Raw genomic sequence first — 14475 nt, forward strand, 5'->3', positions numbered from 1 at the left:
AAGGGGTATCCACTTAGCTCCAGCAGATGCAGAATAACTGGATGGATATCCATACTTTAGCGCCAACGCCCGGAAAAGACTATCCGCAGACTTGGAACGAGTTTCTTGACTGGTTTGCCACCGAAGAGGCGTGCCTTGCCTATCTGGAGCGGCTGCGGTGGTCCCAAGGTTTTGTCTGCCCGCGCTGCGGCTGCGTAGGCGATGCCTATCGTGCGACGCGTACCCGGCTGATGTGCCCGAGTTGCCAACACCAGAGTTCGGTGACCGCCGGCACCATCTTCGAGAAGACCCGAACGCCACTGCGCGTTTGGCTGGCTGCGGCTTGGTACCTGACCAATCAGAAGCAAGGCGTGAGCGCGTTGGGTCTACAGCGCGTGCTGGGACTGGGCAGCTATCAGACCGCTTGGACCATGCTGCATCGGCTTCGTCGTGCCATGGTTCGACCGGGTCGCGAACAGCTCAAAGGGTTGGTCGAAGTTGACGAGACCTATCTGGCCATCACAGACAGGCGAAACCCCATCTCACCCAAAGGGCGCAAGAGCAGCACGAGCAAGGTGCTGGTGGTCATGGCCGTGGAGATGCTGGACCCCAAAGGATTCGGCCGCATCCGCCTGCGCCGCATTGCCAATGACTCCGCTGCTTGTGTGATTCCGTTCGTGGAGGAGGTTATCGAGCCTGGCGCACAGGTGCGTACCGACGGCTCGGCTGCCTACCTGACATTGAAAGACCTGGGCTTCGTCCATCAGCGCACGGTCATGTTGGGCTCCAACGTTCCGGCTCATGTCTCGATGGCTGGCGTGCATCGGGTGGCGGCTCTGGTGCAGCGCTGGATTCTGGGCACACACCATGGCTCGGTGCAGCCCGAACACCTGGATGCCTACCTGGATGAGTTCGTGTTCCGCTTCAATCGCCGCACATCCAACTCACGCGGCATGTTGTTCTATCGGTTGCTGCAACAAGCGGTCGTGACAGCACCGGTGACGTACCGGGACGTGGTGAAAAAGGCTTGACTGTTTGCCTGACTGGCATACCATTCAATACTGGTTATCCATCCAGCATTTACGATGACTGGAGCTAAGTGGATACCCCTTATGCATAAACAGTATCTGATGGATCATGCCCTCCCCCGCCCCAGCCCGCCTGCCCGACCCTCCGTTGGCCCGGCCTGCCCACAATGCCCCCCGCCCGGTGCCCGCACCGGGTGCGCTCTCCAGCGCACTGCCCGCCGCCGTGGCGGCTGCGCTCTGGCGCGCCGACCAGCTGGGCAGCCCGGTGGCGGCCACCTGGTCCAGCGGCTTCGAGGCGCTGGACGCCGCCCTGCCCGGTGGCGGCTGGCCCGGCCACGGTGTCACCGAAATACTGAGCGCCCAGAGCGGCACGCTGGAATGGCGGCTGCTCGGGCCGCTGCTGCGCCAGGTGTGTGCCACCGGTCGCAGTGTGGTGCTGGTCGGCCCGCCCCGGCCGCCGCACCCGCCGGGCCTGCGGCTGGACGGCATCAACGAGCGGCAACTGGTCTGGGTACAGGCCGAGACGCCGGCCGAGCGCCTGTGGTCCACCGAACAGCTGGTCAAGGCCAACGCCTGCGGTGCGCTCATCGCCTGGCTGCCGCAGGTGCGCGCCGAGCAGGTGCGCCGCCTGCAGGTGCTGGCCGCGGGCTGCGCTGGCCCGGTGTTCCTGTGCCGGCCCGCCACGGCGGCCCGCGAATCGTCGGCCGCGCCGCTGCGCCTGCTGGCCCGCGTGGGGGCCGACTGGGAACTGCTGGTGAACGTGTTCAAGCGCAAGGGCCCGCCGCTGGAGACCACGCTGCACCTGCCCTCGGTGCCCGGCGGCCTGCAGACCATCCTGACACCGCGGCTGCAGAAGCCCAGCACCCTGCTGCCGCTCGAACCGGCGCCGCAGACCGCCCCGTTCCCTTCTCCCAGCGAGGCCGGCCATGCTCTGGTCAGCGCTCCGGCTGCCGGCACCCGACGACACCGCCTCGCCCACTGACGCGGCGCTGCAGGCGCTGGCGATCTGGGCCCTCCAATTCACGCCCCGGGTTGCTGTCGCTGACGAAGCCGTGGTCATGGAGCTGGCGGCGAGCGTGCGCCTGTTTGGCGGCTGGCACGCGCTGCGGGAGCGTGTGGTCTCGGAGGGCACCGAGCTGGGCGTGAGCCAGGTCGCCTGGGCGCCCAACAGCCTGGCCGCGCTGGCGCTGGCGCGCGCTGGCGTGCAAGACGGTTTTCGCCAGCCGCTGGACGTGTTGCTCGACGCCCTGCCCATGGACACGCTCAGCGCCGTGCGTCCGCACCGCCTCACGCTCGCGCACATCGGCTGCCGCAGCCTGGGCGACGTGCGGCGCCTGCCGCGCGGCGGCGTCGGCCGGCGCTTTGACAAACAGCTGCTCGCCGCGCTCGACCGGGCCTACGGCCGTGCGCCCGAGGTGCACCGCTGGATCGCGATGCCCGAGCGCTTCGCGCAGCGGCTGGAGCTGATGTTCCGCGTGGACGATGCGACGGCCCTGCTGTTCGGCGCGCGCCGCCTGCTGCTGGCGCTGTGTGGCTGGCTGGCCGCGCGCCACAGCGGCACCACCGCCTTCACGCTGCACTGGGCGCACGATGCCATGCGCGCAAAATCGGCGGGCGATGGCGGCAGCCTCACCGTGCGAACGGCAGCGCCCACGCGCAACATTGAGCACCTTTGCCGCCTGCTCGCCGAGCACCTGGCCCGGGTGGAACTGCTGGCCCCGGTGGGCGATCTGCAACTGGTCGCCGACGAGGTGATGCCGCTGGAGGAAAAAAGCGCCTCCTGGCTGCCCGACGACAACGCCGGCAGCGAGACGCTGCCCCTGGTGCTGGAGCGCATCGCCGCCCGCCTGAGGCCGCAGCGTGTGGTGCGCCCGGTGCTGTGCGAAGACCACCGGCCCGAGTGGATGTGCCGCTGGCAACCGGCGCCCGAACCCCTGCCCCGAAAGCCCGCCATGGGCAGCGAGCTGCCGCAGCCCGGCTTCATCCTGAGCGCCCCGCTCAAGCTGCTGGTGCGCGCCAACCGGCCGTATTACCAGGGCGAACTGCAATTGCTCGCCGGTCCGCAACGGGTGGAAGGCGGCTGGTGGGACCGCGACGAAGCCGCCGGCCAGATCCGCAACGTGGTGCGCGACTACTGGGTCGCGCAGTCGGCGCACGCGGGCGTGTTGTGGGTGTTCCAGACGCGGCTGGATGAGGCGCCTGCGTGGTTCCTGCACGGCGTATTTGCATGACCGGAATCCCTCCCTACGCCGAGCTGCGCTGCCTCTCCAACTTCAGCTTCCTGCGCGGCGCGAGCAAACCCGAAGAGCTGGTGGAGCGCGCCCAGGCGCTGGGTTACACCGCCCTCGCCCTCACCGACGAATGTTCGCTCGCCGGCATCGTGCGCGCCCACGTGGCCGCCAAAGAGCAAGGCCTGAAGCTGCTCGTGGGCAGCCAGTTCCAGGTGCAGAGTGATGCGCCGTTCACCCTCGTCGTGCTCGCCATCAATCTGAACGGCTACGGCAACCTCTGCGAGTTCATCACCCGGCTGCGCCGCACCGCGCCCAAGGGCACGTACCGCCTCACGCTGAACGCCATCAGCCCCAACGCGCTGGCCGACTGCCTGGTGATCGCCGTGCCGCAGCGCGGCAGCACGCAGGCACAGATGGACAGCGTGGCGCGCTGGCTGCTGTTGCACTTCATGGGCCGCTGCTGGCTCGGCGTGGAGCAGCTGCGCCTGATGGACGACGAGATGCGACTGCACCGGCTGCGCCAGAGCAGCGAGCTCACCGCCGTGCCGCTGGTCGCGGTGGGCGACGTGCACATGCATGTGCGCTCGCGCAAGGCTCTGCAGGACGTGCTCACCGCCACGCGCATCGGCAAGCCCTTGACCGAATGCGGCCACGCGCTCGCGCCCAACGCCGAGCAGCGCCTTCGCTCGCGCCTGGCGCTGGCGCAGCGCTACCCCGATGCCCTGCTGGCCGAGACGCTGACCGTGGCCGAGCGCTGCCACTTCTCGCTCGACGAGCTGGCGTACCAGTACCCGAGCGAGGTGGTGCCGCCGGGCGAGACGCCGGCGAGCTACCTGCGCCGCCTGGCCTACGAAGGCATGGGCCGGCGCTGGCCCGCAGGTGCGCCCGCCTCGGTGCAGCAGCAGGTGGAGCACGAGCTGGCGCTGATCAGCGAGTTGCAGTACGAGCACTACTTCCTCACCGTGTATGACATCGTCGCCTTCGCGCGTTCGCAGCACATCCTCTGCCAGGGCCGCGGCTCGGCGGCCAACAGCGCGGTCTGCTACTGCCTGGGCGTGACCGAGGTGGACCCGGCGCGCACGGCGGTGCTGTTCGAACGCTTCATCTCGAAAGAGCGCAACGAGCCGCCCGACATCGACGTGGATTTCGAACACGAGCGGCGCGAAGAAGTCATCCAGTACCTCTACGCCAAATACGGCCGCGAGCGCGCCGCGCTCACCGCCACCGTCATCAGCTACCGACCCCGCAGTGCCCTGCGCGACGTGGGCAAGGCACTGGGCTTCGACGAAGCCGCGCTCGACGCGCTGGGCAGCGGCCACCGCTGGTGGAGCGAAGACGGTTTTGCGCCCGAGCGCATCCTTGAGGCCGGACTCGATCCGGACAGCCTGAAAGTGCGCCAGCTCGTGGCGCTCACCGGCCAGCTCATGGGTTTTCCGCGCCACCTCTCGCAGCACACCGGCGGTTTCGTGCTCACCCAGATGCCTCTGTCGCGCATGGTCCCGATCGAAAACGCCGCCATGGCCGACCGCACCGTCATCGAATGGGACAAGGACGACCTCGACGCCATGGGCCTGCTCAAGGTGGACGTGCTCGCGCTCGGCATGTTGACAGCCATCCGCAAGTCGCTCGATTTCATCGGCCAGCGCAAGGGCTTCGACTTCCAGATGCAGGACATCCCGGCCGAAGACACCAGCACCTACGACATGATCTGCGCCGCCGACACCGTGGGCGTGTTCCAGATCGAGAGCCGCGCGCAGATGAGCATGCTGCCGCGCCTGCGCCCGCGCGAGTTCTACGACCTGGTGATCGAGGTCGCGCTGGTGCGCCCAGGCCCGATCCAGGGCGGCGCGGTGCACCCCTACCTGAACCGCCGCCAGGGCAAGGAACCCGTCGACTACCCCAAGGGCCTGGACGCCGCATTGAAGCGCACGCTCGGCGTGCCCGTGTTCCAGGAGCAGTGCATGCAGATCGCCATCATCGCGGCCGGCTTCACGCCCGGCGAGGCCGACGGCCTGCGCCGCGCCATGGCCGCGTGGAAGCGCAAGGGCGGGCTGGGCAAATACCAGGAGCGACTGATCAACGGCATGACCGAGCGCGGCTACCCGCTCGACTTCGCGCAGCGTGTGGTCGAGCAGGTGAAGGGTTTCTCCAGCTACGGCTTCCCCGAGAGCCACGCCGCCAGCTTCGCGCTGCTGGTCTATGCGAGCTGCTGGATCAAGCGCCACCACCCGGCCGAGTTCCTGGCCGCCATGCTCAACAGCCAGCCACTGGGTTTCTATTCGCCGAGCCAGCTGGTGCAGGATGCCGTGCGCCACGGCGTCGAAGTGCGTGCAGTGGACGTGATGGAGAGCGATTGGGATTGCACGCTGGAAGAGCAGGGCCTCGACTCACTCTCCCCCTGGGAGAGGGCTGGGGTGAGGGCCGCCCCCGATCCCACCCTGCCCGCCGTGCGCCTGGGCCTGCGTTTGATCAGCGGCCTGTCACACGACGAAGCGCAGCGCCTCGTGTCTGCGCGCGAAGAAGCTGCATTCACGGACTCAGAAGACCTCGCCCGCCGCGCTGGGTTGGACCAGCAAGCCATGCAACAACTCGCCGCCGCCGATGCCCTCATGAGCCTGAGCGGCCACCGCCGCCAGCAGGTCTGGGACGCCGCCGCCCTCAAGGCCCCGCCCGCGCTGCTCAAGGAAGCGCCGGTGGACGAAGACACACTCGACCTGCCCGAAGCCCCCGAAGGCGAAGCCATCGTCTGGGACTACGCCAGCCTGGGCCTCACCCTGCGCCGCCACCCGCTGGCCCTGCTGCGCGAGCGCCTGCAGGCGCGCCGCTTCATGACAGCCGAAGCGCTGAAAGACGCGCCCGACGGCCGCCTCGTGCGCGCCTGCGGCATCGTCACCGGGCGTCAGCAACCCGGCACCTCCAAAGGCGTGGTGTTCGTGACGCTGGAAGACGAAACCGGTGTGGTGCAGGTCATCGTCTGGAAAGCCCTGCGCGAGCGCCAGCGCAGCGCCCTCACCCGTTCCCGGCTGATGGCGGTGCACGGCGTGTGGCAGCGCGAAGGCGAAGTCTGCAACCTCATCGCCGGCCACCTGGAAGACCTCACTCCGCTGCTGGGCCGGCTGGCGACGGAGAGCCGGGATTTTCATTGAGAAACGTCTGTATCGGCGGACCGACCTTCACGCGCCCGACCGCTTGTGAGAGACTGCCCCACCCCCGAACACACAGCGCATCCACCCAGGCGCCGCCCATCCGATGTCCGATTGGAAACACCAGCAAATGATCAAGGCGTCGGGCTGGCCACTGGCCGCCGATCTGCTTGCGCCCGATGCCGATTTCACGGCCCGGCTTGACGGGGGCCTGGTGCCCCTGCATTGGGCCTGCCAGGCCGGCAAGGCGAGCCTGCTCAAGCACATGATCGAGCATGGCGCGAACGTTCATGACCTCACCGAAAGCGGCCAGAGCATGCTGGAACTGGCCATCACGTCCGGGCACTTTCAAACGGTCATGCTGCTGATCGATCAGCTCAAGGCCACCGGCGCACCCGTGCCCGCCGAAGCGCTGAAAAAGCGGCTGGCCGAGGCCTTCAGCAACGGCCACCCCGACGCCAGGAACCGCTTGCAGCAGACGCTGCGGGACTGGGAGCGTCTGGCAAAAAAGCCCCCTTCACCCAGACCGTCCTGATCGACGGAAACCCCAGGCGGCGGCTCAGGGTTTCAGCCGTCGTGTGCGATAACGCACGGACACCAGCGCCGTTCGAGCGCAACCTTGGTACCGCATGTCTGCGCCTTTTCCATCCGTCCCCAGCGCCTCTCCGACACAGGCCGCGCTTGCGCCCGGCCCGGACGGGGTCTGGACCCTGCACGGCCACTGGACACTGCAGGGACTGGGGCCGCTGCTGAAAGCCCAGGCCCTGCCGGTCGCCACCACGCCACCGCTCACACTGGACGGCTCGGCGCTGCAGGACATCGATTCGGCCGGTGCCTGGGTGCTGCAACGCTGGCTGCCGGCCGGCAGCGCGGCGCCGAGCTTGCGCGACTGGCCTCCGCGGGCAGCGGCGCTGATGCAGCAGGTGCAGGCGGGTGCGGGCCAGTCCCTGCCGCAGGAGCCGCGACACGGCCTGCTGCACCAGACCGGCCAGCGCGCGGTGGCCGCGGCCCAGCAGGTCCTGGCGTATCTGCACTTCATCGGCGAGATCGCCATCGCGGCGATGCGGGTGCTGCGCCATCCCGGGCAGTGGCGGCTGCGCGCGATCTGGCACGAGGTGCAGATCGGCGGCTTCGATGCCCTGCCCATCATCGGCCTGACCGCCTTCCTGCTCGGCATCGTGGTGGCCTACCAGGGCGCCGACCAGCTGCGCCACTACGGCGCCAACGTCTTCGTGGTGGAGCTGGTGGGCTACGCCATGCTGCGCGAGTTTGCACCCCTGATCGGGGCCATCATCATTGCCGGGCGCTCCGGCTCGGCCTACGCGGCGCAGATCGGCACCATGGTGGTCGCCGAAGAAGTCGACGCCTTGCGCACCATCGGCATCGACCCCTTGCAGCGCCTGGTGCTGCCCAAGATCATCGCCCTGGCCATCGCCCTGCCCTTGCTGACGGTGTTCGCCGACATCGCCGGCGTCTTTGGCGGCATGGTGATGGCGCGCTCGCAACTGGACATCGGCTTTGGCGAGTTCATCGACCGCTTCGGCCGCGTGATGCAAGGCTCGGCCCTGCTGGTCGGCCTGGGCAAGTCGCTGGTCTTCGCGTTCATCATCGCCACCGTCGGCTGCTTCCAGGGCCTGCGCACCTCGGGCAGCGCCGACAGCGTGGGCCGGCAGACGACGCTGAGCGTGGTGCAGTCGATCTTCACGATCATCGTCGCCGACGCGCTGTTCTCGGTCGCGTTCAACATGCTGGGGCTGTGAGATGGCGGCTGCCAACGACCACGTGATCGAGCTGCAGCAGATCTGCACCCGCTTCGGCAGCCACACCGTTCACGAGGGGCTGGACCTGAGCGTGAAGCGCGGCGAGATCCTGGGGCTGGCCGGGGGCAGCGGCTCGGGCAAGTCGGTGCTGCTGCGCGAGATGATCGGGCTGCAGCAACCCAGCTCGGGCCAGGTGCGCGTGCTGGGTGAAGACCTCACGGCGCTCAACGCGGTGCAAGGCCTCGCGCTGCGCAAGCGCTGGGGCGTGATGTTCCAGCGCGGTGGCCTGTTCGGTGCGCTGACGGTGCGGCAGAACGTCGGCCTGCCTTTGCGTGAGCACAGCGCGCTGGACGACACGCTGATCGACCGCATCGCCGAGTGGAAGCTGGCCCTGACCGGCCTGCCGCCCGAAGCCGGGCTCAAGCGGCCCAGCGAACTGAGCGGCGGCATGCTCAAGCGCGCGGCGCTGGCGCGCGCCATCGCGCTCGACCCCGAACTGCTGTTCCTGGACGAACCGACCTCGGGCCTGGACCCGGCCAGTTCGCGCGGCGTGGACGACCTGATCCTGGCCACGCGCGAGCTGTTCGGACCGACGATCGTGATCGTCACCCACGACCTGGCGCTGCTGTGGCGGGTGTGCGACCGCGTCGCCGTGCTGGCCGAAGGCCGCGTGATCGCACTGGACACGATGGACGCGCTCTCGCACCACCCGCACCCCACGGTCGCGGCCTATTTCAACCAGCCCAGCGGGGAGCCACAGCCGGCGGCCCCTGCGCTGGCCTGACCCAGACACAGAGACACAGCGATATGGACGACAAGGTCAACTACGCACTGGTCGGCGGCTTTGTGCTCGCGCTCGGCGCCTTGCTGGTGGCCGGCGTGCTGTGGCTCGCCGCCGGGCTGGGCGGCCGCCAGGCGATGGACACCTACCAGGCGGTGATCGAGGAATCGGTGGCCGGGCTGAACGTCGATGCGCCCGTGAAGTACATGGGCGTCGACGTGGGCAAGGTGGCGCGCATCGAAATCGACCCGCTGAACTCGGAGCAGGTCCGCCTGCACTTCCTCGTGAAGCGTGGCACGCCGATCAAGCAGGACAGCGTGGCCGTGCTGAAGGCGCAGGGCCTCACGGGCATCGCCTACATCGAAATCAGCGGTGGCAGCGCCGGTTCGCCACCGCTGCTGGCCGGCGCCGACGGCGTGGCGCCGACCATCCCCTTCAAGCCCTCGCTGAGCGCCCGGCTGGAGAACGTGCTGAGCAATGTTCTGGCCAACGTGGACCGCGTCTCGAACAACCTCAACGAAGTCTTCGGTGCCGACAACCAGGCGGCGCTGAAGTCCAGCCTGGCCGACATCGCCACGCTGGCCCACACCCTGGCCGGGCAGCAGGCGGCGATCAGCGCCGGCATCGCCGATGCCGCCAAAACCGCCAAGCTGACCGCGCGCGCGGGTGAGCAGCTGGGGCCGACGCTGGCGCGCATCGAGAGCAGCGCGCAGGCCGTCGAACGCATGGCCGAGGTGGCCGGGAAGGCCAGCACCCGCGCCGGTGCGGCCGCCGACGCCGCCGCCACCAGCGTGCAACAACTGGGCAGCGAGACCCTGCCCGAGCTGGCGCGTCTGATGGCCGAACTGAACCAGCTCTCGGCCTCGCTGCGGCAGCTCAGCGAACAGACCACGGTCAGCCCCAGCAGCCTGCTGCTGGGCAGGCCTGCGCCGACACCTGGCCCTGGAGAAAGCCCGCCATGAAACACCTTCACCCCAACCCCAGTGCGGCACCCCAGGCACTGCCCAGCCGCCCGGGCGGCGTCGCCCGCCGGCTGCTGCTCGCCGCGGTGGTGCCGCTGCTGCTGGCGGCCTGCGCCGGCACCTTGTTGCCCAAGCCGGCATCACCCCCCGCGCGCTTCACGCTGGACGCCGGCACCGCGGCGCCACCACCAGCCACCGCGCAGGTGGCCACAGCGGGCGCGCCCGCCCTCACGGTGGACCTGCCGCGCGCTGCGCCGGGCTACGACAGCCGACGCATGGTCTACCAGCGGCGACCCCAGCAGCTGGAGGCCTTCGCCTTCAATGAATGGGTGGAGCCCCCGGCCCAGATGCTGGCCCCGTTGCTGGTGCGCGCGCTGCAGGACAGTGGCGGCTTTCGCGCCGTGCTGCGGGCTCCGTCGGCTGCGGCCGGCGGCTGGCGGCTGGAAACCGAGCTGCTGCGCCTGCACCAGGACTTCAGCCAGCGGCCCAGCCAGGTGCGCCTGAGCGTGCGCGCCGTGCTGCTGAACAGCACCACGCGACAGGCGGTGGCCTGGCGCGAATTTGATGTCAGCGTGGCCGCGGCCAGCGAAGACCCGGTGGCCGGCGCCGCAGCCGCACAGGCGGCCACACAACAGCTGCTGGCCGAAGTGGCCACGTTCTGCGCCGAGCAGGTGCGAGAAGCGGCGCGCACGCCGGTCCGTCCACTTTGAACCGTCGCTGCGAGGCGCCAAATGCTCCGCAGCTGAACCGGCGCGCCTCGTTCAAGGGCCCAGCATCCGCTCCGTGATCCAGCGCCAGTGCGCTTCGCTCACCGGCGTGATCGACAGCCGGCTGCCGCGCTGCAGCACCACCATGTCGGCCAGCTCGGGCGTGGCGCGCAGTTCGGGCAGTCCGATCAGCCGCGTCTTTTTGAGCGCCTGCACGTCCAGCAGCAGCCAGCGCGGCGCTTCCGGTTGGGACTTGGCATCGAAGTAAGGCGATAACGGGTCGAACTGCGTCGGATCGGGGCGTGTGCCCGAGGCCACGCGAGCAATGCCCACGATGCCCGGCTCGGCGCAGCTGGAGTGGTAGAACAGCACGCCGTCGCCCACCCGCATGGCGTCGCGCATGAAGTTGCGCGCCTGGTAGTTGCGCACGCCGGTCCAGGGCACGCTGGCCTGCGGCGCGGCCAGCGCGTCGTCGATCGAGCACTCTTCGGGCTCGGACTTCATCAGCCAGTAGGAGGGCATCGCGCGATCTTAGCGAGACATCGAATCCCACGCTGGCGCTACAGTAGCCCAGCCTGCCACACGCCCCGGCGCCCCACCATGCCCACGATCACCACCGCCCACACGCCCCTTCGACGACGCACCGCCCTGTGGCTGCTCCTGACGGGTGTGCTGGGTCTGCTGGTGGGTTGCGCGTTGCCGCGCCCTGCGAAGGTGCCCATGGATGCGCTGTGGTTGCCGGCGTCGTCGAGCGGCCCGGGCCACACCCTGGTCGTGTTCATGCCGGGGTCGCAGGAGGTGCCGCAGGACATCGTGCGCGAAGGCTTCGTGGACCAGCTGCGATGGCGCCACCCGGGCGTGGACATGGTGGTGGTGGATGCGCACATGGGCTACTTCCGCAACGGCAGTTTTGAAGCCCGCTTGCGGGCCGATGTGATCGAGCCGGCGCGCGCCCGGGGCTACCGGTCGATCTGGCTGGCCGGCATTTCGCTCGGCGGGATGGGTTCACTGCTGTACGCCAAGAGCGCGCCCGGCGAAATCGATGGGCTCATCGCTCTCGCCCCGTTCATCGGGTCGTACAGCGTGCTGAGCGAGGTGGCCGAGGCGGGTGGAATCGCACGCTGGCAACCCGCGTTGCCGCTGCAGCCCGGCGACTTCCAGCGCGATCTGCTGCGGTGGCTGAAGGGCTACGGCGACCCGGCGCAGGCGCGCCCGGTGCTCTTCATCGGCTACGGCACCCGCGACCGGCTGGAGCCGTTCCCCGGCCTGTTCGATGGTCTGCTGCCGGCCAATCACCTGCTCAGCGCGCCCGGCGGCCACGACTGGGCGCCCTGGAAGGCGATGTGGGTCGATGCGCTGGAGCGTGCGCCTCTGCGACCCTGAATCCCACGGCACCGATCCATTCCGGGTAGCCTTGCGCCTTCGCTGAGGCCTGCGCCACCACCGGGCGGCGTCGCCCTGCCGTGAGACCTTCGCCCAGCCACACCCCTTGTTTTCTTCGGCCACCCGCGGGGTGCCGACCACCGATTCCGCCCTTCCATGACGTCTCCGACAACCCGGCCCGCACCCTCCGGCCTGCTGATCGCCAACCTGCTGGCGCAACTCGCCTTCGGCCTGCTGGCCATGACCATCTGCCTGCCTTCGATGCAGGAATGGGGCGCCATCTTCAACACCGGCCAGGCGGCGGTGCAGCTCACCTTCAGCGGCTACGTGGTGGCCTACGGATCCCTGCAACTGCTCTACGGCCCGCTGTCGGACCGCATCGGGCGCAAGAAGATCCTGCTGTTTGGCCTGGCGGTGGCGTTCCTGGGCTCGGTGCTGGCGGCGCTGGCGCCCAACCTGCCGCTGCTGGTGGCCGCGCGCGTGCTGCAGGGCGCGGGCGCCGCGGCGGGCATGGTGGTGGGCCGCGCCATGGTGCAGGACCTGTTTCAGGGCCCCGAGCGCACGCGCGTGATGGCCTACGTGGGCATGGCCATGGGCCTGTGCCCGCCGCTGGCCACCATCATCGGCGGGCAGCTGCATGTGCGCCTGGGCTGGCAGGCCAATTTTGTGGTGATGGCGGTGCTGGCGGTGGTGCTGTTCGCAGCGGCGTGGCGCGGCCTGCCCGACCACCAGAAGGCCACCACGGTGCAGCCGCACTGGCTGCGCGCCATGCTGTCGTCGTACGCGCGGCTGGGCCGCGAACGCGCTTTCATCCTGTATGTGGCCCTGCTTTCCATGACCACCGCCACCTTCTACGCCTTCCTGGGCGGCGCTCCCATCGTGCTGGGCAGCTACGGCGTGGGGCCCGATGGCATCGGCTACTACATCATGTGCGTGCCGGGCGCCTACATCGTGGGCAACTACCTCGCTTCGCACATGGCGCACCGCACCGGCGAACGCGTGATGATGGGGATCGGGCAGGCCTGCACGCTGGCGGGCATCGGTCTGGTGGTGGTGCTGGCCCTGGCCGGTCTGAACACCCCGCTCGCGTTTGCCTTGCCGCTGATGCTGGTGGGCATCGGCCACGGCCTGCTGGTGCCGCCGGCGCTCGGCGGCACGATCGGGCTGGTGCCCGCACTGGCGGGATCGGCTGCGGCGGTGGCCGGGCTGATGCAGCAGATGACGGGCGCCGTCGGCGGCTTTGCCGTCGGCCTGTTCCGGCACGAGGGTGCGCTCAACCTCGGGCTGCTGATGCTGGGCTTCGCCCTGTGCGGGGCCTTCGCGCAGTGGCTGCTGCACCGGCGCCTGGCCCGCACCCACTGAGCGACATCACATGCCGCCGTGCGGGTGCGTCGGATCCACCCACAGCACCTGCTCGGGTTTTTCCACCGGCTCGATGTCCAGGTTCACCGCCACCGCCTGGCCGTCGCTGCGGCAGAGCACACATTCCAGCACCTCGGTCGGGCTGGCGTTGATCTCCTGGTGCGGCACATAGGGCGGCACGTAGATGAAATCGCCCGGTCCGGCCTCGGCGGTGAATTCGAGCTTGTCGCCCCAGCGCATGCGCGCCCGGCCCTTCACGACGTAGATCACGCTCTCCAGCGGGCCGTGGTGGTGCGCACCGGTCTTGGCGTTGGCGTGGATGGTCACGGTGCCGGCCCAGAGCTTCTGGGCGCCCACGCGCGCGAAGTTGATCGCCGCCTTGCGGTCCATGCCCGGCGTGCTCGGCACATTGCCGTCGAGCTGGTTGCCCGGCACCACGCGCACGCCGTCGTGCTTCCAGGCCGGTTCTTGTTCGTGGCTGTGTGAATGCGGGTGCTCGTGCTCGTGTGACATGGCGGGTCTCCTGGCGGTGGTGCGCCCAGTGTGCCAGCCTGGCCGCTGCCTGTGCAGCCCTGGGGCATCGCACCGACTTCAAGCAGCCTTCAAGCGGTCGGTGCCGCGGCCCACCCCGTGCCGCTCAGGCGTCCGGCTCGCTGAGCTCAATCCGCGCCGGATCCAGCTCCCGGATGCGGCGGTCCTCGTAGTAGCCCCCGTATTCGGTGTAGCGCAGGAAGGGCTTGCCACAGGCCTTGCAGGCCCAGACCTGGCAGCGGTTGCAGGGATGGAAATGCAGGGCGATGGGCGCTTCGGCCGACCACTGGTCCACGCCGGGCGGGCGCTGCTCCTCCAGCGTCGGCTCCTCGTCACCGGGCAGCCACAGCGCACCCAGCAACTGCAGGGCCTCGTCGCTGACCGTGCCGGGAAACGAGTCCCAGCCGGGGCTGGCGAAGGGCGCGCAGGCGGCGCAGGTGTCGCGCCACTGACGCCGGGCGAGGTCGAGCACATCCTGTGCCTGCAGTCGGTTCGAAGCGGTCATCACGAATCGGGATGGAAAGGGAATGGAGGTACCGCAGTATCCACGCACCCCATGACCTTGAAGGCATTGCGGCCGGCCCGGGACGGCGATCACGGCCATCTGG

The 14475-nt window shown here is 69.3% G+C and carries 14 protein-coding genes; 11 read left to right on the plus strand and 3 right to left on the minus strand.

Annotated features, from left to right (window positions below):
• The first annotated feature begins 41 nt into the window (after positions 1–41).
• From AC0GNO_RS22890 to AC0GNO_RS22930, 9 genes are all read left to right on the plus strand, one after another.
• Positions 42–1010 (plus strand): IS1595-like element ISAisp8 family transposase, encoded by a 969-nt coding sequence (locus AC0GNO_RS22890; protein ID WP_034693535.1) that lies wholly within the window; start codon positions 42–44, stop codon positions 1008–1010.
• A 106-nt stretch (positions 1011–1116) separates the two neighbouring features.
• The gene (gene imuA / locus AC0GNO_RS22895; protein WP_472905648.1) at positions 1117–1989 is read left to right on the plus strand and encodes a translesion DNA synthesis-associated protein ImuA; all 873 of its coding nucleotides are present in this window, start codon (positions 1117–1119) and stop codon (positions 1987–1989) included.
• Positions 1934–3238, plus strand: coding sequence for a Y-family DNA polymerase (locus AC0GNO_RS22900; RefSeq protein WP_472905649.1), 1305 nt, complete (start codon positions 1934–1936; stop codon positions 3236–3238). Before imuA ends, AC0GNO_RS22900 begins: the two co-directional genes overlap by 56 nt.
• Positions 3235–6384, plus strand: coding sequence for an error-prone DNA polymerase (locus tag AC0GNO_RS22905; RefSeq protein WP_472905650.1), 3150 nt, complete (start codon positions 3235–3237; stop codon positions 6382–6384). Before AC0GNO_RS22900 ends, AC0GNO_RS22905 begins: the two co-directional genes overlap by 4 nt.
• A gap of 103 nt (positions 6385–6487) precedes the next feature.
• The gene (locus tag AC0GNO_RS22910; protein ID WP_472905651.1) at positions 6488–6916 is read left to right on the plus strand and encodes an ankyrin repeat domain-containing protein; all 429 of its coding nucleotides are present in this window, start codon (positions 6488–6490) and stop codon (positions 6914–6916) included.
• Positions 6917–7010: 94 nt separating this feature from the next.
• A complete protein-coding gene (locus AC0GNO_RS22915) occupies positions 7011–8141 on the plus strand; it encodes an ABC transporter permease (RefSeq protein ID WP_472887040.1) in 1131 nt (376 codons plus the stop codon).
• Between the two features lies 1 nt (position 8142).
• On the plus strand, positions 8143–8925 hold the full coding sequence (locus tag AC0GNO_RS22920) for an ABC transporter ATP-binding protein (RefSeq protein ID WP_472887039.1): 783 nt from the start codon (positions 8143–8145) through the stop codon (positions 8923–8925).
• Positions 8926–8948: 23 nt separating this feature from the next.
• The gene (locus AC0GNO_RS22925) at positions 8949–9884 is read left to right on the plus strand and encodes an MlaD family protein (RefSeq protein WP_472887038.1); all 936 of its coding nucleotides are present in this window, start codon (positions 8949–8951) and stop codon (positions 9882–9884) included.
• On the plus strand, positions 9881–10594 hold the full coding sequence (locus AC0GNO_RS22930; protein WP_472887037.1) for an ABC-type transport auxiliary lipoprotein family protein: 714 nt from the start codon (positions 9881–9883) through the stop codon (positions 10592–10594). Before AC0GNO_RS22925 ends, AC0GNO_RS22930 begins: the two co-directional genes overlap by 4 nt.
• Before the next feature lie 51 nt (positions 10595–10645).
• Here the strand turns inward: AC0GNO_RS22930 and AC0GNO_RS22935 are convergent, their stop codons facing one another.
• Positions 10646–11113, minus strand: coding sequence for an EVE domain-containing protein (locus AC0GNO_RS22935; protein ID WP_472905652.1), 468 nt, complete (start codon positions 11111–11113; stop codon positions 10646–10648).
• A gap of 78 nt (positions 11114–11191) precedes the next feature.
• On the opposite strand from AC0GNO_RS22935, the gene AC0GNO_RS22940 reads away from it, so the two are divergent.
• Entirely contained in the window at positions 11192–11974 is a 783-nt protein-coding gene (locus AC0GNO_RS22940) for an alpha/beta hydrolase family protein (RefSeq protein ID WP_472905653.1), read from the plus strand.
• A 156-nt stretch (positions 11975–12130) separates the two neighbouring features.
• Positions 12131–13336 (plus strand): multidrug effflux MFS transporter, encoded by a 1206-nt coding sequence (locus AC0GNO_RS22945; protein ID WP_472905654.1) that lies wholly within the window; start codon positions 12131–12133, stop codon positions 13334–13336.
• A gap of 6 nt (positions 13337–13342) precedes the next feature.
• Here the strand turns inward: AC0GNO_RS22945 and AC0GNO_RS22950 are convergent, their stop codons facing one another.
• Both AC0GNO_RS22950 and AC0GNO_RS22955 read right to left on the minus strand, forming a co-directional pair.
• Positions 13343–13849, minus strand: coding sequence for a cupin domain-containing protein (locus AC0GNO_RS22950; protein WP_472905655.1), 507 nt, complete (start codon positions 13847–13849; stop codon positions 13343–13345).
• A gap of 124 nt (positions 13850–13973) precedes the next feature.
• Positions 13974–14372, minus strand: coding sequence for a hypothetical protein (locus AC0GNO_RS22955; protein WP_472905656.1), 399 nt, complete (start codon positions 14370–14372; stop codon positions 13974–13976).
• Between the last annotated feature and the right edge of the window lie 103 nt (positions 14373–14475).

The organism is Hydrogenophaga sp. L310, assembly GCF_055703065.1.